This window comes from Variovorax cryoconiti, from assembly GCF_051216395.1.
Lineage (GTDB): Bacteria > Pseudomonadota > Gammaproteobacteria > Burkholderiales > Burkholderiaceae_C > Variovorax.
On record NZ_JBPJZI010000002.1, the window covers coordinates 340,153 to 357,241 of the forward strand.

At 68.6% G+C, this 17,089-nt stretch carries 17 protein-coding genes; 7 read left to right on the forward strand and 10 right to left on the reverse strand.

The genetic code is table 11. The features are described 5' to 3' along the window. Window positions 1-3 precede the first annotated feature (3 nt). The 5 genes from ACSFA2_RS06360 to ACSFA2_RS06380 all read left to right on the forward strand — a co-directional run bounded on the left by ACSFA2_RS06360 (window position 4) and on the right by ACSFA2_RS06380 (window position 5,936). On the forward strand, window positions 4-1,515 hold the full coding sequence (locus tag ACSFA2_RS06360) for a tripartite tricarboxylate transporter permease (RefSeq protein ID WP_435454476.1): 1,512 nt from the start codon (window positions 4-6) through the stop codon (window positions 1,513-1,515). 87 nt (window positions 1,516-1,602) lie between these two features. Continuing rightward, window positions 1,603-2,574 (forward strand): Bug family tripartite tricarboxylate transporter substrate binding protein, encoded by a 972-nt coding sequence (locus tag ACSFA2_RS06365; RefSeq protein WP_435454477.1) that lies wholly within the window; start codon window positions 1,603-1,605, stop codon window positions 2,572-2,574. A gap of 2 nt (window positions 2,575-2,576) precedes the next feature. Beyond that, the gene (locus ACSFA2_RS06370; RefSeq protein WP_435454478.1) at window positions 2,577-4,190 is read left to right on the forward strand and encodes a gamma-glutamyltransferase family protein; all 1,614 of its coding nucleotides are present in this window, start codon (window positions 2,577-2,579) and stop codon (window positions 4,188-4,190) included. 7 nt (window positions 4,191-4,197) lie between these two features. Further along, window positions 4,198-5,124 (forward strand): DMT family transporter, encoded by a 927-nt coding sequence (locus ACSFA2_RS06375; RefSeq protein ID WP_435454479.1) that lies wholly within the window; start codon window positions 4,198-4,200, stop codon window positions 5,122-5,124. Window positions 5,125-5,141: 17 nt separating this feature from the next. Continuing rightward, window positions 5,142-5,936 (forward strand): SDR family oxidoreductase, encoded by a 795-nt coding sequence (locus ACSFA2_RS06380; RefSeq protein WP_435454480.1) that lies wholly within the window; start codon window positions 5,142-5,144, stop codon window positions 5,934-5,936. 23 nt (window positions 5,937-5,959) lie between these two features. Here ACSFA2_RS06380 and ACSFA2_RS06385 read toward each other — a convergent pair whose 3' ends face one another. The 3 genes from ACSFA2_RS06385 to ACSFA2_RS06395 all read right to left on the reverse strand — a co-directional run bounded on the left by ACSFA2_RS06385 (window position 5,960) and on the right by ACSFA2_RS06395 (window position 7,768). Then, a complete protein-coding gene (locus ACSFA2_RS06385; protein WP_435454481.1) occupies window positions 5,960-6,268 on the reverse strand; it encodes a hypothetical protein in 309 nt (102 codons plus the stop codon). Between the two features lie 8 nt (window positions 6,269-6,276). After that, window positions 6,277-6,771 carry a hypothetical protein gene (locus ACSFA2_RS06390; protein ID WP_435454482.1) on the reverse strand — a complete coding sequence of 165 codons (495 nt, stop codon included), beginning with the start codon at window positions 6,769-6,771 and terminating at the stop codon, window positions 6,277-6,279. Between the two features lie 82 nt (window positions 6,772-6,853). Then, a complete protein-coding gene (locus ACSFA2_RS06395; protein ID WP_435454483.1) occupies window positions 6,854-7,768 on the reverse strand; it encodes a DMT family transporter in 915 nt (304 codons plus the stop codon). A 108-nt stretch (window positions 7,769-7,876) separates the two neighbouring features. Here ACSFA2_RS06395 and ACSFA2_RS06400 point away from each other — a divergent pair, with 108 nt between their 5' ends. Continuing rightward, the gene (locus tag ACSFA2_RS06400; protein WP_435454484.1) at window positions 7,877-8,860 is read left to right on the forward strand and encodes a quinone oxidoreductase family protein; all 984 of its coding nucleotides are present in this window, start codon (window positions 7,877-7,879) and stop codon (window positions 8,858-8,860) included. On the opposite strand, the gene ACSFA2_RS06405 is transcribed toward ACSFA2_RS06400, so the two are convergent. Further along, window positions 8,850-9,743: a LysR family transcriptional regulator gene (locus ACSFA2_RS06405; RefSeq protein WP_435454485.1), complete on the reverse strand. Its 894-nt coding sequence runs from the start codon at window positions 9,741-9,743 to the stop codon at window positions 8,850-8,852. The genes ACSFA2_RS06400 and ACSFA2_RS06405 overlap by 11 nt on opposite strands. 69 nt (window positions 9,744-9,812) lie before the next feature. Here ACSFA2_RS06405 and ACSFA2_RS06410 point away from each other — a divergent pair, with 69 nt between their 5' ends. After that, on the forward strand, window positions 9,813-10,811 hold the full coding sequence (locus tag ACSFA2_RS06410; protein ID WP_435454486.1) for a bile acid:sodium symporter family protein: 999 nt from the start codon (window positions 9,813-9,815) through the stop codon (window positions 10,809-10,811). Between the two features lie 29 nt (window positions 10,812-10,840). Here ACSFA2_RS06410 and ACSFA2_RS06415 read toward each other — a convergent pair whose 3' ends face one another. Genes ACSFA2_RS06415 through ACSFA2_RS06440 form a run of 6 tightly spaced genes read right to left on the reverse strand, consistent with a single transcriptional unit; the run spans window position 10,841 to window position 17,066 of the window. Continuing rightward, a complete protein-coding gene (locus ACSFA2_RS06415; RefSeq protein WP_435454487.1) occupies window positions 10,841-12,505 on the reverse strand; it encodes a Na/Pi cotransporter family protein in 1,665 nt (554 codons plus the stop codon). 48 nt (window positions 12,506-12,553) lie between these two features. Further along, a complete protein-coding gene (locus ACSFA2_RS06420; RefSeq protein ID WP_435454488.1) occupies window positions 12,554-13,381 on the reverse strand; it encodes a phosphodiesterase in 828 nt (275 codons plus the stop codon). After that, complete coding sequence (locus ACSFA2_RS06425) at window positions 13,378-14,445, reverse strand: ABC transporter ATP-binding protein (RefSeq protein ID WP_435454489.1); 1,068 nt, start codon at window positions 14,443-14,445, stop codon at window positions 13,378-13,380. Before ACSFA2_RS06425 ends, ACSFA2_RS06420 begins: the two co-directional genes overlap by 4 nt. Continuing rightward, window positions 14,435-15,235 carry an ABC transporter permease gene (locus ACSFA2_RS06430; protein ID WP_435454490.1) on the reverse strand — a complete coding sequence of 267 codons (801 nt, stop codon included), beginning with the start codon at window positions 15,233-15,235 and terminating at the stop codon, window positions 14,435-14,437. Before ACSFA2_RS06430 ends, ACSFA2_RS06425 begins: the two co-directional genes overlap by 11 nt. A gap of 11 nt (window positions 15,236-15,246) precedes the next feature. Further along, on the reverse strand, window positions 15,247-16,056 hold the full coding sequence (locus ACSFA2_RS06435; RefSeq protein WP_435454491.1) for an ABC transporter permease: 810 nt from the start codon (window positions 16,054-16,056) through the stop codon (window positions 15,247-15,249). Next, window positions 16,053-17,066, reverse strand: a complete 1,014-nt coding sequence (locus tag ACSFA2_RS06440; RefSeq protein WP_435454492.1) for an ABC transporter substrate-binding protein — start codon at window positions 17,064-17,066, stop codon at window positions 16,053-16,055. The genes ACSFA2_RS06435 and ACSFA2_RS06440 overlap by 4 nt, the downstream gene beginning before the upstream one ends. Window positions 17,067-17,089: the final 23 nt, after the last annotated feature.

Genomic DNA, 17,089 nt, shown 5'->3' on the forward strand with positions numbered 1-17,089 from the left:
CACATGGACCTGATCAACAACCTCTCCATCGGCTTCACCGCGGCGTTCACGCTGCAGAACCTGATCTACTGCTTCGTCGGCTGCCTCCTGGGCACGCTGATCGGCGTGCTGCCGGGCATCGGCCCGGTCGCGACCATCGCGATGCTGCTGCCCGCCACCTACGCGCTGCCACCGGTGGCCGCGCTCATCATGCTGGCCGGCATCTACTACGGCTCACAGTACGGTGGCTCGACCACCGCCATCCTGGTGAACCTGCCCGGGGAATCGTCCTCGGTGGTGACCGTGATCGACGGGCACCAGATGGCCAAACAGGGGAGAGCGGGCCCCGCGCTCGCTGCCGCCGGCCTGGGCTCCTTCTTCGCCGGTTGCGTCGGCACGCTGATCCTGGCCGCCTTCGCGCCGCCGCTGACGGAACTCGCGTTCAAGTTCGGCCCGGCCGAGTACTTCTCGCTCATGATCCTGGGCCTGATCGGCGCCGTGGTGCTGGCCTCGGGCTCGCTGCTCAAGGCCATCGCGATGATCGTGCTGGGCCTGCTCATCGGCCTGGTCGGCACCGACGTGAACTCGGGCGTCGCGCGCTTCAGCTTCGACATCCCCGAACTCACCGACGGCATCGGCTTCATCGTGATCGCCATGGGTGTGTTCGGCTACGGTGAAATCATCGCCAACCTGTCGCGCCCGGAAGAAGAACGCCAGGTCTTCACCGCCAAGGTGCACGGCCTGTGGCCCACCAAGGACGACTTCAAGAACATGCTGCCGGCCGTGCTGCGCGGCACGGCGCTCGGTTCTTCGCTGGGCATCCTGCCCGGTGGCGGCGCGCTGCTGTCGGCCTTCGCGGCCTACACGCTCGAGAAGAAGATGAAGCTCAAGCCCGGGGAAATTGCCTTCGGCAAGGGCAACATCCGCGGCGTGGCCGGCCCCGAGGCCGCCAACAACGCCGGTGCGCAGACCTCCTTCATCCCGCTGCTGACCTTGGGCATTCCGCCGAACCCGGTGATGGCGCTGATGGTGGGTGCGATGACCATCCACAACATCCAGCCCGGCCCGCAGGTGATGACCAGCAATCCGGAACTGTTCTGGGGCCTGATCGCCTCGATGTGGATCGGCAATGCGATGCTGATCGTGCTGAACCTGCCGCTCATCGGCATCTGGATCAAGCTGCTGTCGATCCCGTACCGCTGGCTGTTCCCGGCCATCGTGCTGTTCTGCGCGATCGGCGTGTACTCGACGAACAACAACGTGTTCGACATCTGGATGGTCGCCATCTTCGGCGTGGTGGGCTACACCTTCATCAAGCTCGGCTGCGAACCCGCGCCGCTGCTGCTGGGGCTGATCCTCGGGCCGATGATGGAAGAGAACCTGCGGCGCGCGCTGCTGCTGTCGCGCGGCGACTGGAGCGTCTTCCTCACGCGCCCGATCTCGGCCGGTCTGCTGGCGGCCGCGGTGCTGCTGCTGGTGATCGTGTTGCTGCCCTCGGTCAAGTCCAAACGCGAAGAAGCCTTCGTCGAGGACTGACGGGCTTCATCCGCCCTGCAACGGCGCCTTCGGGCGCCGTTTTTCATGGCAGCAAGGCCTTTGCCGAACCGTCAGAATCGACCCCCTATGAAAAGAAGCCGCTTCCTCCAGACCCTGGCGCTCGCGTTGGGCGCAGTCGCTCTGCCCACGGCGTGGGCCCAGAGCTATCCCACCAAGCCGATCCGGCTGGTCGTGCCTTTCCCGGCCGCCGGTGCCACCGATCTCTTCGCGCGCACGCTGTCGCAGAAGATGGGTGAGAAGCTCGGCACCACCATCGTCATCGACAACAAGCCCGGTGCCGGTGGCGCGATCGGCTCCGACCTGGCGGCGAAGGCGCCGGCCGATGGCTACACGCTGCTGCTGGCGACCACGAGCACGCACTCGATCGGCCCGGCCATCAACCCGCGCCTGCCTTACGACACGGTGCGCGACTTCACGCCGATCGCCCATGTCGGTGACGCGCCCAGCATCATGCTGGTGCCCAACAGCTCGCCCGCGAAAACGGTGCGCGAGTGGATCGAGCTGGCCAAGAAGAACCCCGGCAAGCTCAACTACGCATCGAGCGGCAACGGCACCATCGTCCAACTCACGGCGGAGCTCTTCAAGTCGCAGGCCGGCGTGTTCGTGACGCACATCCCGTACAAGGGCACCGCGCTGGCGATCCCCGATCTGATCAGTGCCAAGGTCGACGTGCTGTTCGACTCGCTGCCGACCGGCATGCCGCATGTGCGCGAAGGGCGTCTGCGCGCGCTCGGCGTGACCTCGCTCAAGCGAAGCCCGCTGGCGCCCGATGTGCCGCCGATCGCGGACGTGCTGCCCGGCTTCGAATCGAACACCTGGTTCGGCCTCTATGGCCCCAAGGGCCTGCCGCCGGAACTGGTGGCGCGCGTGAACACCGCGGCCAACCAGGCACTGACCGACCCTGAGGTCAAGGACAAGCTGTCGCGCCTGGGCATCGAGCCCACGACCAGCACGCCGGCGCAGTTCGCCAGCATGGTGGCGCAGGACGCCGGCAAGTGGAAAAAGATCATCACCGAACGCAAGATCATTGGCGACTGAACATGAACTTCGACTATTCCAACCCCTACCGCTCGACCCGGATTCCAGTCTTTGCGCGCAACGTCGTCTCGACCTCGCACCCGCTCGCCGCACAGGCCGGCGTGCGCATCCTGCAGCAGGGCGGCAATGCGGTCGATGCGGCGGTCGCGACGGCTGCGGTGATGACGCTGGTGGAGCCCGTCAGCAACGGCCTGGGCAGCGATGCCTTCTGCATCCTGTGGGACGGCAAGGAACTGCACGGCCTCAATGCCTCCGGCTGCGCGCCACAGGCCTGGACGCCCGACTACTTTCGCCGCAAGCACGGTGACGGTGCCGCCACGCCGCCGCAGCGCGGCATGGATTCGGTGACGGTGCCGGGTGCCGTTGGCGGCTGGATGGCGCTCTCGGAGCGCTTCGGCAAGCTGGCCTTCGAGGCGTTGATGGCGCCGGCCATCGAGATCGCCGAGCGCGGCTACCTGGTGCCGCCGGTGGTGCAGCAGAAGTGGGCCGCCGCGACACCGATCCTGCAGGGCCAGCCCGGCTTTGCGGAGAGCTTTCTGCCCTGGGGCCGCGCGCCGAACGTCGGCGAGCTGTTCCGCTTCCCGGCGGCGGCACGTGCGCTCAAGGCCATCGCCGCCACGCACGGCCAGGCCTTCTACAGCGGCGAGATCGCCGAGGTGCTGGAGGCCTTTTCCGACGCGAACGGCGGCAAGCTCAAGGTGCGCGACCTCGCCAACTGGAAGCCGGAGTGGGTCACGCCGACCGCGCAGGACTACCGCGGCCACACGCTGCACGAGATCCCGCCCAATGGCCAGGGCATCGCTGCGCAGATCGCGCTGGGCATCCTGCAGCACTTCGACATGGCGGGCATGCCGGTCGACAGCGTGGCGTTCCAGCATGTGCAGATCGAGGCGATGAAGCTGGCCTTCGCCGACACCTACCGCTACGTGTCGGAGCCGTCGTCGATGACGGTGACCCCGCTGCAAATGCTCGATGCCGACTACCTCGCATCGCGTGCCAAACTCATCGACATGACGAAGGCGCAGGATTTCAAGGCGGGCAACCCGGTCAAGGGCGGCACCATCTACCTCACGGCCGCGGACGAGAGCGGCATGATGGTGAGCTTCATCCAGAGCAACTACATGGGCTTCGGCTCGGGCTGCGTGGAGCCGAGCTTCGGCATCAGCCTGCAGAACCGCGGCCACGGCTTCAGCCTCGATGCCGCCAGCCCCAACGTGGTGGCGCCAGGTAAGCGGCCGTTCCACACCATCATCCCGGCCTTCCTCACGAAGGATGGCCAGCCGGTCATGAGCTTCGGCGTGATGGGCGGCAACATGCAGCCGCAGGGCCACATGCAGACGCTGGTGCGCATGCTCGACCACGGCCAGAACCCGCAGGCCGCCTGCGACGCGCCGCGCTGGCGCTTCAACAAGGGGCTGGAGATCAACGTCGAAGGCGCCATGGACCCGAAGACGGTCGAAGGCCTCGGCGCGCTCGGCCACCAGGTCGACGTCATCGAGGATTCGTACCAGGACTTCGGCGCCGGCCAGTTCATTTGGCGCGCGGGTGATCCGGCCGTCGAGGGCTACATCGCCGCCAGCGACCCGCGCCGCGACGGGTTGGCAGCAGGGTACTGACGCGTCCATGCCTTCAGAGTCAACTGCGCCGGCTCGAGCGGCGCATGAGAAGCCGCTCGCCGCTGGCCTGGCTTTGGCCACCTTCGGCGCCATCGCCTTCAGCGGCAAGGCGATCATCGTCAAGCTGGCCTACCGCTACGGCGTCGATGCGGTCACGCTCATCATGCTGCGCATGCTGTTCGCGCTGCCGCTCTTCGTGGGCATGGCGTGGTGGGCCGGGCGCGGCAAGCCGCCGCTGACGCGGCGCGACTGGATCGGCGTGCTGGGGCTGGGCTTCTCGGGCTATTACCTCGCGAGCTTTCTCGACTTCGCGGGGCTGGCGTACATCACCGCCAGCCTGGAGCGGCTCATCCTGTACCTCAACCCGACGCTGGTGCTGCTGTTCGGCTGGATCGTCTACCGCCGCCGCATCACGCGCTGGCAGTCGCTCGGCATGGCGATCAGCTATGCCGGCGTGCTGCTGGTGTTCGGGCACGAGGTGCAGCTGGGGCAGAGCGCCGCAGCGGCCTGGGGCACGCTCCTGGTCTTTCTGAGCGCGGTGAGCTATGCGGTGTACCTGGTCGCCAGCGGTGAGTTCGTCAAGCGCCTGGGCTCGCTGCGGCTGGTCGGCCTGGCCACCAGCGTGGCCTGCCTGCTGTGCATCGCGCAGTTCCTGGTGCTGCGGCCGGTGAATGGGGTGTTCGACCTGGCGCCGCAGGTCATCTGGTTGTCGGTGCTGAATGCGACCCTTTGCACCGCCGTGCCGGTGCTCTCGGTCATGATGGCGATCGAACGCATCGGCGCCCCCATGGCCGCACAGACCGGTATGGTCGGCCCGATGTCGACCATCCTGATGGGGGTGGTCATCCTCGGCGAGCCGTTCACCGCGTGGACCGCGGCCGGCACGGTGCTGGTGATCGCCGGAATTTTTGTCTTCACACGAACAGGGCGCTAGGCCCGAAGGAAACGCACATGGATCTCGGAATCGCGGGCCGCACGGCCCTGGTATGCGGTGGCAGCAAGGGCCTGGGCCTGGGCTGCGCCGAAGCGCTGGTGCGCGAAGGCGTGAACGTGGTGGTGGTCGCGCGCGGCGCCGACGCACTCAAGGCCGCGGCCCAACGGCTCGAAGCTGCCGCGGCCGGTTCGCCCAAGCCCTTCGTGAAGACGGTCGCCGCCGACATCACGACGCCCGAAGGCCGCGCCGCGGCCTTCGCCGCGCATGCCGATTACGACATCGTGGTGACCAACGCCGGCGGCCCGCCGCCCGGCGACTTCCGCGACTGGGACCGCGACGCCTGGATCAAGGCGGTCGACGCCAACATGCTCACGCCCATCGAACTCATCAAGGCCACGGTCGACGGCATGGCCGCGCGCGGCTACGGCCGCATCGTGAACATCACCTCGAGCTCGGTGAAGTCGCCGATCGACATCCTGGGCCTGTCCAACGGCGCGCGCAGCGGCCTCACGGGCTTCGTGGCCGGCGTGGCGCGCACGGCCATTGCGGCCAAGGGCGTGACCATCAACAACCTGCTGCCGGGCTCCTTCGACACCGATCGCCTGAAGGGCAACATGGCGGGCGCGGCGCAGAAGTCGGGCCTGGACGTCGACACCGTGCGCGCCAACCGCCAGAAGACGATTCCAGCCGGCCGCTTCGGCAACCCCGAGGAGTTCGGCGCCGTCTGCGCCTTCCTCTGCAGCCTGCAGGCGGGCTACATGACCGGCCAGAACGTGCTGACCGACGGCGGCGCCTACCCCGGCACCTACTGACCCCTGCGCTGACGACGCAAGGCTCAGTTGATCGCGAAGGCGAGCGCCACGGCGCCGATCGCCAGGCCAGCCAGCCCGAACAGGAACAGCAGCTCGGCCCGGCGTTCATGGCGGACGCCGGGCGGTCCCGCGCGGATCGACATGAACGACAGCACGGCGCTCGCCAGAAAGACCAGCGCGTCGACGGCCAGCAGCTTGTCGACCGCCAGCCGGGCGCTCGTCGTGTGGCCCAGATGGCCGATCGTCAGGACCGTCATGCAGGCCCCGATCATCGTGGCCGAGGTCGGCAGGATGTGCGCCGACAGGCCACGGGTGGGCGGGGTGTCCTGCATGGGCGTCGTCATGTGGGCGCGTGCATGGTCGATCGCGCGGTCGAGCCCGTGGAGGCTGCCATGTCGGTGTTCGCCGGCCACAGCAGCACGGCCTTGGCGGGCGCGCCCGGCAGCACCGTCAGGTCCTGCTTGAGCGTCTGCGCCGACAGGGTCGCTTCGACCTGGTAGCGGCCGGGCGCCAGGCGGGCCACCAGGAAGGGGCCGGCGGCCAGCACGTTGTCGAGCACGGCGTGCCCGTCCTGGGTGCGCACCGTGACGCGAACGTCGGCGGCGAAGTCGGCGCGCGTGTGGTCCTTGACGGCGAACTCGAGCGTCGCCGGCCAGCGCGGCGACACCGTCTCCATGAATTGCGCCTCGTCGCTGCCGATGCCGCCGCTCATGTACTCGACGCCGTGCGTCATGTGGATCGGCGGATTGGCGACCGCGTGGGCCGAGAGGGCGGCGAACAGCGCGCCGCTGCACAGAACGGCCGTCAGCGGCCGCAGCTTTCGAGAGACGTTCATCGGATGCTCCTTGCGTGGGTTGTTCCACGGGCGCACTGTGGTCGGCGGGACTTAAGCCGGTCTTAAGAAGCCGGCGCGGCCGTCAGCGCACCGACGTTCGGCGCGACGACAGCACGATGCCGCCCACGATCAGCGCGAAGGCCGCGCCGTGGTACCCGTGCGGCACGTCGCCCAGGAACAGGGCCGACAGCAGCGCCGCGAACAACGGCGTCAGGTTGAGGAAGAAGGCGGCCATCTTCGGGCCGGCGCGCTGCGCACCGGCACCCCAGCAGCGAAAGGCCAGGAGGGCAGGGCCCACCGCGATGAAGACCAGCGCGGCGGCCAGCCACCAGCTCCAGTGCACATACATCGCGCCTGCTGCCCATTCGCCGGCGGCGAACAGGCCCGACCACCCCAGGCCGAACACCATCTGCGCCATGAGGAAGGCCGACCAGTCCTGGCGCAGGCCCGCGGGCTCGGTGGTGCCCACGAGCATCCAGCTGTACACCGACCAGGCGAGCACGGCCAGCAGGATGTAGAGGTCACCCGGCACCAGCCGCAGCGCGGCCAGATGACGCCAGTCGCCCTGGCTCAGCACCAGCAGCACGCCGAGCATCGACACCACCGCGCCAGCGATCTCGAAACGCGTGGCGCGCTGGCCGAAGAAGAGCGTGCCCATCAGCAGCATCCAGAACGGTGCGCTGGAGGTGACCAGCGTCACGTTCAGCGGCGTCGAGGTCTGCAGCGCCAGGTACTGGAAGGCGTTGTAGATGCCCACGCCCAAGAGGCCGAGCACGCTGTAGCGCCGCCAGTGTCGCCACATCGGGTGGTCGCGCCGCAGCACCCCGTGTGCCAGCGGCAGCAGCACGGCGAAGGCCAGCACCCAGCGGATGAAGTTCAGCGTGAGCGGGGAGGCCACGTCCTTCAGCAGGCGGCCGAGCACCGCGTTGGCAGCCCACAGCAGCGGTGGCGTGGCGAGGAGGAGGATGGTGGCGGGGGTGAGGCGGGACGGCTGCATGGCGCGAGGAAAGGCGGACCGCCCGATTGTCCCCTCTGCACGCAACGCGCCTCACCGTGGCAGGATCGAGGGCTGTCGACCCCGACCTTTCTGCAGGAGACTTTTCCCATGAGCAAAGCCGTTCGCATCGACCGCCCCGGCGGTCCCGAAGAACTCAAGATCGTCGACGTCGAGGTCGGCGAGCCCGGCCCTGGCGAGATCCGCATCCGCCACAAGGCCGTCGGCCTCAACTTCATCGACACCTACCAGCGCAGCGGGCTCTATCCGTTCGCGATGCCGTTGCAGCTGGGCATGGAGGCCTCGGGCGTGGTCGAGGCGGTGGGTGAGGGCGTGGTGCACCTGCAACCCGGCGACCGTGCCGCCTATGCCAGCGGACCGCCCGGTGCCTACAGCGAGCTGCGCGTGATGCCGGCCAAGAACGTGTGCAAGCTGCCCGACGCCATCTCCTTCGAGACCGGCGCGGCGATGATGCTCAAGGGCCTGACGACGCAGTACTTGTTGAAGAAGACGCTGCCGGCCGAAGGCCTGCAAGCGGGCGACTTCATCGTGTTCCATGCCGCGGCCGGCGGCGTCGGCCTGATCGCCTGCCAGTGGGCCAAGGCGCTCGGCCTGCAGCTCATCGGCACGGCCGGTTCGGACGCCAAATGCCAACTCGCGCTCGAACACGGCGCGGCGCATGCGATCAACTACAGCACCGAGAACTTCGCCGAGCGCGTGAAGGCGATCACCGGCGGCAAGGGCGTGAAGGTGGTGTACGACTCGGTCGGCAAGGACACCTACGAAGGCTCGATCGACTGCCTGCGCCCATTCGGCCTGCTCGCGGTCTTCGGCAACGGTTCGGGCCCCACGCCGCCGATCAACCTCGGCCTGCTGGCCTCGAAAGGCTCGCTCTACGTCACGCGCCCGACGCTGTTCACCCACATCGCCACGCGCGAGGCCACGCAGGCCATGGCCGACGATCTGTTCGCGGTGGTCGCCAGTGGTGCGGTCAAGATTCCGATCGCGCAGCGCTATGCGCTGGAAGACGTGCAGCAGGCGCACCGCGACCTGGAAGCGCGCAAGACCACCGGCTGCACCATCCTCACGCTGTAGCCGCAGCCGTCTCGCGCACCAGCCGCCACACGCGCTGCGCCAGCGGCGACGGCGCGCGGTTGCGGCGATGCACCAGCATCACGCGGCGCTCGATGCGCGGCACCAGCGGCAGCGACACCAGCGTGCCGAGCCCGCCGGGCGGCACCGCCAGCGCCGGCATCACGCTGATGCCGATGCCCGCCTCGACCATGCGAAACACCGTGGTCGGGTGGCCCAGTTGCTGCGCCACCTCGGCCTGCACGCCATGGCTGGCCAGCGCGTCGTCGATCAGCCGGCGGCTGCCCGACGCATGATCGAGCAGCACCAGCGGATGGCCGGCCAGCGCCGACCAGCGCACCGTCTTGCGCGCGGCCAGCGCATGGCCCGCGGGCACCACCAGCACGAAGGGGTCGCTCAGGATCGTCTCGGCCGTGAGGTCTTCGGTCGACGAGGGCTCGATCACCACGCCAAAGTCGACCTCGCCGGTGCGCACGCTGTCGAGCGCGTCCTGCTGGATTCGGTCGAGCAGCACCAGCTGGATGTCGGGCTCCTGGCGCGCGCAGGCCGCGATGCAGGCCGGCATGAGCTGCGCAGACAGCGTCGGGCTGCTGGCCACGCGCACCTTGCCGCGGCGTGCGCTGGCCATGCCGCGCACATCGAGCAGCGTCTGGTCGAGCTCGTCGAGCACGCGCTCGAGCCGGGCCGCCAACGACTGGCCGGCGTCGGTCAGCACCACCTCGCGCGTGGTGCGGTCGAGCAGCTTCAGGCCGACCTGCGATTCGAGTTCGAGGATCGCGCGGCTCACGGCCGGCTGGGTCAACGCCACCGCGTCGCCCGCGCGGCTGAAGTTGCGCTCGGCCGCCACCGCAAGGAAGACCCGGAGCTGGCGCAGCGTGACATTCATGCGTTGGAATCATATATCTATCAGATAAATCCATTTCTCTTCTGGTCACGTCGAGAGCCCAATGCGCGCATGGCCCGTTCACGCTACCTCCCCGACAACTTCACCCTGGCCCTCGTCACGACGGTGGCGCTCGCCAGCCTGCTGCCCGCCTCGGGCAGCACGGCGCATTTCTTCGAGCGCCTCACCACCGTGGCGATCGGCCTGCTCTTCTTCCTGCATGGCGCCAAGCTTTCGCGCGAAGCGATCGTCCAGGGCGTCGGCCACTGGCGCCTGCACCTGCTGGTGCTGGCCTGCACCTTCGTGCTGTTCCCGGCGCTCGGGCTGGCGCTGCGACCGGTGCTGGAGCCCCTGGTGACGCCCGCGCTCTACACCGGCGTGCTCTACCTCTGCGTGCTGCCGGCCACGGTGCAATCGGCCATCGCCTTCACCTCGCTGGCCCGCGGCAACGTGCCGGCCGCCATCTGCAGCGCGTCGGCCTCGACGCTGCTCGGCGTGTTCGTCACGCCGCTGCTGGTGGGCCTGGTCGTGACGAGCGGCGGCGCCGCCTCGGCCTCGTTCGACGCCATCGGCCGCATCCTGCTGCAGCTGATGGCGCCCTTCGTGGTCGGCCACCTGCTCCGGCCGTGGATCGGCGCCTGGGTCAAGCGGCACGCGTCGACGCTCACGCTGGTCGACCGTGGCTCGATCCTGCTGGTGGTCTACACGGCGTTCAGCGCGGCGGTGATCGAAGGCCTGTGGAAGCAGGTCTCGCCCACCGCGCTGGCGGGCCTGCTGGTGGTGCTGGCCGTGCTGCTGGCGATCGCGCTGACCTCGACCACCTGGCTGGCCCGCAAGTTCGGCTTCGACAAGGCCGACGAGGTGACGATCGTGTTCTGCGGCTCCAAGAAGAGCCTAGCCAGCGGCGTGCCGATGGCGCATGTGCTGTTCGCCGCCAGCGCGGTGGGCACCGTCGTGCTGCCCGTCATGCTCTTCCACCAGATGCAGCTGATGGTCTGCGCGGTGCTGGCCCAGCGCTATGCGCGCCGCCCGTTGGACGCGGCACCTGCGGCCGTCGCCAAGCCGGCCTGACCGCCTGAGCGGTGCAGCTCCTCAGTCGCTCAGGGGTTGTCGAGCGGGTGCAGGCGTGATTCGCGCAGCCGGCTCGGGGCCAGCGCGCCGGCCGAGTCGAGGATCGGGTAGGCGATCGAGCAGATGTGCGAGTTGATGCGCTTCAGGTCGCTGATCAGGTCGATGTGCAGCGAGCTGGTCTCCATGCTCGGCGCGGTGCGGTCCATCAGCCGGCTCAGGTGGGTGGTGGCGTAGGCACGCTCCAGGTCGCGGAAACGCGCCTTTTCCTCCAGCAGCTTCTGCGCGTCGCGCACGTTGCCGTTGAGGAAGACGCTCATGCCCAGCCGCAGGTTGGCCACCAGCCGTTCGTGCAGTTCGACGATCTCGGCCATGCCAGCCGGCGAGAAGTTGCGCTGCGGCTTGATCTTCTTGTCCTCGATGTCGATGATCACGCGCTCGATGATGTCGCCCACCTGCTCCATGTTGATGGTGAAGCTGATGATGTCGGTCCAGCGCTTGCTCTCTTCCTCGCCCAGCGCCTCGCGCGAGATCTTCGTCAGGTAGTACTTGATGTCCGAGTAGAGCCGGTCGACCTGGTCGTCGAGCTTGCGCAGTTCCTCGGCCAGCTTCAGGTCGTTGTGGCGGATCACGTTGAGCATGCCGATCAGCATGGTCTCCACGATGTCGGCCTGGTGCAACGCCTCGCGCGCGGCGTTCGAGATGGCCAGCGTCGGCGTCGAGAGCGCCGACGGGTCCAGGTGCTGCGGTCGGGCCGTCGACGAGCCTTCCTTGGGCACCGGCAGCAGGCGCTTCACCAGCTCGGCCACCCAGCCGGTGAGGAAGATGAAGCCGATGCTCACCACCACGTTGAAGGCCAGGTGGTAGAGCACGACCAGCTGCGTCGCGTCCGTCACGTAGGGCCGCACGTAGCGCAGGTACATGCCGATGAAGGGCGCCGCCACTGCCACGCCGAGCAGCTTGAAGAGCAGGTTGCCGACCGTCACCTGCCGTACCGCAATGTCGGACTTGGCGGTCGTCAGCACCGCCAGTACGCCACTGCCCAGGTTGGCGCCCAGCACCAGGCCCAGTGCCACGTCGAGCGGCACGACCGCCGAGGTCGCCATGGCGGCCACCAGCAGCACCACGGCGAGGCTCGAGTACGCCACCACGGCCAGGGCGGCGCCGATGGTGATCTCCAGCAGCACGTCGCTGCTGATGGACACCAGCACCGCGCGCATGGCCGGCGAATCGAACAACGGGCCGGTGGCCTGAACCACCAGCTGTAGCGCCAGCAGCATCAGGCCCAGGCCGATCAGGATCCGGCCGAAACGCCCGGCGGGCGTGGCCGGCCGGGTGATCGACAGCACCACGCCGGTGAAGATGAAGAGCGGCGACAGCCACGACAGGTCGGTCGAGAACAGCACCGACATCAGCGCCGTGCCCACGTCGGCGCCGCGCATCACGGCCAGCGCCGCGGGCAGCGTGATGAGCCCCTGGCCGACGAAGGACGAGGTCATGAGGGAGGTCGCGGTGCTCGACTGCACCAGCGCCGTCACGCCGATGCCCGACAGCGCCGCGGTGAATCGGTTGCGCATGCTGCGCGCCAGAAACTTGCGCAGGTTGCCGCCGAACACGCGCAGGACGCCGGTGCGGACGAGGTGGGTACCCCAGACGAGGAGTGCGACTGCTGCCAGCAGGTTCAGCAGATGTTTCATCGGCGGCGAATGGCTTTCTCTTTTTTGTTATCCGGGCAGGCGCCGGACTCAGTCGATCAGAGCCCCATTCTCGTGGAAAGGATAAGGCCCCTCGAAATGGCCCGAGGCGACCAGGTGCGTGACCAGGCGCTGGCCGTCCCAGGCGTGCACCCGGAAGCCGGGCGGCTCGAGCATCCAGGCCGAGGGCGCCTGGGGGTCGAGGTCGAGCGCCACCTGGTGGCCCGGCGCTGGCGAGGTCGACGCGATGGTGCCGCCGAAGCGCACGTCGATGGCGCGGTGCAGGTGGCCGCAGATCACGCGCTCGACGTTCGGGTGGCGCGCGACCAGCACTTCGAGTTGGGGACCGCCTTCGCGCAGGCCGATGTCGTCCATGTGGCCGATCAGCGTGCGGAACGGCGGGTGGTGCATGGCGATGACGACCGGCTCGTGGCTGCACGCATCGAGCTGCGCGGCGAGCCAGTCGAGGCGTTCGGCATCGAGCGTGCCGTGGCTGTGGCCGGGCACGCAGGTGTCGAGCGTGAGCAGCCGGATCGCGCCGACCTTCACGCTGTATTGCACGAAGCTGCCGCTGTCGCCCAGGTAGGTGTGCGCAGGGAAGCTGCGGCGCAGCTGGTCGCGGTCGTCGTGGTTGCCGGGCATCAGGTAGATCGGCATCGTGAGCGGCGCCAGCAGCTCGGCCATGTGGGCGTATTCGGCGGCGCGGCCGAAGTCGCTCAGGTCGCCGGTGATCACGACCGCGTCGGGTGCCTGCCGCAGGCGCAGCACGCTCTGCACCGCGCGCTTCAGGTACGGCGCGGTGTCGATGCGGCCGTAGGCCAGGCGGCCCGGCTCGCGGATGTGGAGGTCGGTGAGTTGAACGAGAAAGCTAGTGGTCATGCGGCGACCTCCTCCTGCGAGGTCATGAAGCGGTCGGGTTCGGCGCGGATGCCGATGGTGTCGCCGGCCTGGAAGGGCGTGTCGCGCACGGCGTCGGCCAGCAGGCCGGCTTGGTCGGCCAGGCTCAGGCGCAGCTGCACGCGGTCGCCGAGGAAGGTGCGCTGTTCGACCCGGGCCGTCCCCCAGCCCGGCTCGCCCGCAGGGCCGATCCGGACGTCTTCGGGGCGCAGCAGCAGGGTCGGGTGGTTCATCCAGTCCGGTGGGCATGCAATGGCCATGCCGCCGAAGGGCACCACGCCCTGGGCGATGGCTTCCGGCGTGCGTTCGAGCCGGTTCACCCGGCCCAGGAACTCGGCCACGAAGGGATGGCTCGGCGCGCGGTACAGGTCTTCGCCGCGGCCGATCTGCACGATGCGGCCGGCCCGCATCACGGCCAGCCGGTCGGCGATGGCCATGGCTTCCTGCTGGTCGTGCGTGACGTGCACGGCCGTGATGTGCAGGCGGCGCAGCAGCTCGGCGAGCTCGTCGCGCAGCGACTCCTTGAGCTTGGCGTCGAGCGCGGCCAGCGGCTCGTCCAGCAGCAGCACGCGCGGGCGCACCGCCACGGCGCGCGCCAGGGCCACGCGCTGGCGCTGGCCACCGGAGAGCTCGCTGGGCCGCTTGTTCTCCAGCCCGGTGAGGCGCGTGAGGTCGACCAGCTCGCCGACCACGCGTTTCTCTTCGGACGCCGCGACACCGCGGATGCGCAGGCCGTAGCCGATGTTGGCCGCCACGCTCATCTGCGGGAACAGCGCGTAGCTCTGGAACACCATGCCCACGCCGCGCTGCTCGACCGGCTTGTGCGTCACGTCCTGGTCGCCGAAGCGGATGGTGCCGCCGTCGTCGAGCGTCTCCAGCCCGGCGATCAGCCGCAGCAGCGTGGTCTTGCCGCAGCCCGAGGGGCCGAGCAGTGCGAGCACTTCGCCCGGCTCCACGTGCAGGCTGGTCGGTTGCAGGCCGCGGGTGCCGTCGGCGTAGGTCTTGGCGACGTTGTGAATGTCGACCGGGATGCGTTCAAGTTCCATGGCGTTTCTGCAGGAGATGGGCGAGGGACTGCAAGCCCCACAGCACCGGGAGGATGACGATGAAGAAGACCAGCGTGTAGGCCGAGCCCACTTCCAGCCGCATCGAGGCGTAGCTGTCGGCCAGGCCGACGGGCAGCGTGCGGGTGAGCGGCGTGTGCAGCATCCAGGTCAGGTTGAATTCGCCGACCGAGAGCGTGAAGACCATCAGGCTGCCCGCCACGATGGCCGGGAACACGGCCGGCACCAGGATGCCCATGAAGCGCTGGCGGAAGCTCGCGCCCAGCGTGCGCGCTGCTTCTTCGAGCGCGATGAGGTCGTGGCGCTGGAAGGCCGAGGCCACGGTGCGCACCATGAAGGGCAGCGTGAAGATGATGTGCCCGACCAGGATGAAGGCGAAGCTCTGGCGGAAGGCGCTGATCTGCCCGTAGGCCAGGATCAGCGCCAGCGCGGTGGCCAGGCCCGGTACCGCGACCGGCAGCGTCAGCAGCTCTTCGAAGATGCGCGCGGCGCGCGAACGGCTGCGCGCCAGCGCATAGGCGCAGGGCACGCCGAGCACGATGGTGGCCGCGACGCAGATGAATGCCAGCGCCAGCGACCAGCCGACCGTACCGCCGTAGACCTCCCAGACTTCGCCGAGCCAGCGCGTCGTCAGGCCGCTTTTCAAGCCCACGCTGTAGTTGTTGACCAGGCCAGCCATCACCGACAGCAGCATCGGCGAGATCATGAAGAAGCTGACGAGCGCGGTCACTGCGAAGAGGAAGGGCGCCCGAGTGGTTATTTGTGTTCGCATGCGGCCTCCGTTCAGCGCACCGCGGGGCTACCGCCGAAGTGGCGAGCCAGGAACAGCACCAGCCACGTGACCACGCCCAGCGCGATCGACAGCGACGCGGCCAGCGCGAAGTTGGCGTAGTTGGTGAACTCGTTGTAGATGGTGATCGGGATCACCTCGAACTTGCTGGCCAAAGTGAAGGCCGTGCCGAACGCGCCCATCGAGGTCGCGAACAGGATCGCGCCGCAAGCCAGCGTGGTCGGCGCCAGCTCAGGCAGCCACACGTCGCGCACCACCCGCAGCCGCGAAGCGCCGAGCGAACGCGCAGCTTCCTCCAGCTGCAGGTTCATCGATTCGGCCGCCGCCGCATAGGTCGCGATGGCGCGCGGCAGCGAGAAGTACAGGTAGGCCAGGAACAGGCCGAGCAGGCCGTACGCGAAGGTGATGCGCTCGCCCACCAGCGCGTCGGACAGGTCGGCCACCAGGCCCTGGCGTCCGCCCAGCAGGATCACGAAGAAGCCGATGATCACGCCGGGGAAGGACAGCGGCAGCGTCAGCAGCGACAGCAGCACGCGCTTGCCGACGAAGTCGCGCCGCGCCAGGTACACGCCGACCGCACCGCCGAGGACCAGCGTGGTCAGTGTCACGCCCAGCGACAGCAGCACCGTGTTGAGCATGCTCTGCAGGTAGCGGCCGTCGGTGAGCACCGCGAAGTAGGTGGCCCAGCCTTTCTCTGCCGGCAGCGCCAGCAGGCGCAGCACCGGCAGCAGCCAGAACATCAGGAAGAAGGCGGCGGCCGGCGCTGCGCAGCCGAGCAGCAGCCAGCGCTGGCCGGATTTCAACGCACGTCCTTCAGGTAGCTGTCGGAGAAGGCGCGTTGCGCGGCGGCCATGCGGCCGTAGTCGACCGTCTTGGCGCGCTGGTACTCGGCAGCGGGCAGGAACTGCGCTTCGACGTCCTTGGGCATCGCGCCGGCGCGGACCGGGCGCAGGTAGGCCTTGGCCCAGATCGCCTGGCCTTCGTCGGACAGCACGAAGTCGAGCACCTTCTTGGCATCGGCCGCATGCGGCGCGTTGGCCACCATGCTCATCACGTAGGGCACGACGACCGTGCCTTCGGTCGGGATCACGAAGGCGACGTTGGCCTTGTCCTTGTACTTGGCGCGGTAGGCATTGAAGTCGTAGTCCAGCAGGATCGCGATCTCACCCGACAGCACGCGCGCGTACGAGGTCTGCTTGGGCACGATAGGTTCGTTCTTCTGCAGCGCCTTGAAGTAGTCGATGGCCGGGCCGAAGTTGTCGAGCGTGCCGCCGCGCGCTTCGTTGATGGCGACCGCGCCGACATAGCCGACGAAGGCCGAGGCCGGGTCGAGGTAGCCGATCAGGCCCTTGTATTCGGGCTTGAGCAGGTCGGCCCACGACTTCGGGATCGGCTTGCCCTTGAGCGCGTCGACGTTGACCATGAAGCCGAGCGTGCCCGAGTGGATGCTGAACCAGTGGCCGGCCGGGTCCTTCAGGCCATCGGGGATGTCCTTCCAGTTGGCGGGCTGGTAGGGGGCGACCACGCCGTCCTTCTGCGCCTGGATGGCGAAGGTGACGCCCAGGTAGGTCATGTCGGCGACGGGGCTGGCCTTCTCGGCGATGAGCTGGGCCAGCGACTGGCCGGAGTTCTTGTTGTCGGGCGGCACGGTGACGCCGGTCTTGGCCTTGATGGCGCGCAGCTGCGTGCCCCAGTCGGCCCATTCGGTCGGGCAGTTGTAGCAGATGGCGGTCTGCGCCATGGTGACGCTGGCGGCGGCGAGGCCGGCGGCCAGCACGCCGAGACGGGCGATGCGTTTCAGGGTGGGGGACATGGGAAAGCTCCTGGGTTGGAAGA

Coding starts and splice junctions, on each gene's coding strand:
- ACSFA2_RS06360 (WP_435454476.1), top strand. CDS start 4: ATGGACCTGATCAACAACCTCTCCATCGGCTTCACCGCGGCGTTCACG.
- ACSFA2_RS06365 (WP_435454477.1), top strand. CDS start 1,603: ATGAAAAGAAGCCGCTTCCTCCAGACCCTGGCGCTCGCGTTGGGCGCA.
- ACSFA2_RS06370 (WP_435454478.1), top strand. CDS start 2,577: ATGAACTTCGACTATTCCAACCCCTACCGCTCGACCCGGATTCCAGTC.
- ACSFA2_RS06375 (WP_435454479.1), top strand. CDS start 4,198: ATGCCTTCAGAGTCAACTGCGCCGGCTCGAGCGGCGCATGAGAAGCCG.
- ACSFA2_RS06380 (WP_435454480.1), top strand. CDS start 5,142: ATGGATCTCGGAATCGCGGGCCGCACGGCCCTGGTATGCGGTGGCAGC.
- ACSFA2_RS06385 (WP_435454481.1), bottom strand. CDS start 6,268: ATGCAGGACACCCCGCCCACCCGTGGCCTGTCGGCGCACATCCTGCCG.
- ACSFA2_RS06390 (WP_435454482.1), bottom strand. CDS start 6,771: ATGAACGTCTCTCGAAAGCTGCGGCCGCTGACGGCCGTTCTGTGCAGC.
- ACSFA2_RS06395 (WP_435454483.1), bottom strand. CDS start 7,768: ATGCAGCCGTCCCGCCTCACCCCCGCCACCATCCTCCTCCTCGCCACG.
- ACSFA2_RS06400 (WP_435454484.1), top strand. CDS start 7,877: ATGAGCAAAGCCGTTCGCATCGACCGCCCCGGCGGTCCCGAAGAACTC.
- ACSFA2_RS06405 (WP_435454485.1), bottom strand. CDS start 9,743: ATGAATGTCACGCTGCGCCAGCTCCGGGTCTTCCTTGCGGTGGCGGCC.
- ACSFA2_RS06410 (WP_435454486.1), top strand. CDS start 9,813: ATGGCCCGTTCACGCTACCTCCCCGACAACTTCACCCTGGCCCTCGTC.
- ACSFA2_RS06415 (WP_435454487.1), bottom strand. CDS start 12,505: ATGAAACATCTGCTGAACCTGCTGGCAGCAGTCGCACTCCTCGTCTGG.
- ACSFA2_RS06420 (WP_435454488.1), bottom strand. CDS start 13,381: ATGACCACTAGCTTTCTCGTTCAACTCACCGACCTCCACATCCGCGAG.
- ACSFA2_RS06425 (WP_435454489.1), bottom strand. CDS start 14,445: ATGGAACTTGAACGCATCCCGGTCGACATTCACAACGTCGCCAAGACC.
- ACSFA2_RS06430 (WP_435454490.1), bottom strand. CDS start 15,235: ATGCGAACACAAATAACCACTCGGGCGCCCTTCCTCTTCGCAGTGACC.
- ACSFA2_RS06440 (WP_435454492.1), bottom strand. CDS start 17,066: ATGTCCCCCACCCTGAAACGCATCGCCCGTCTCGGCGTGCTGGCCGCC.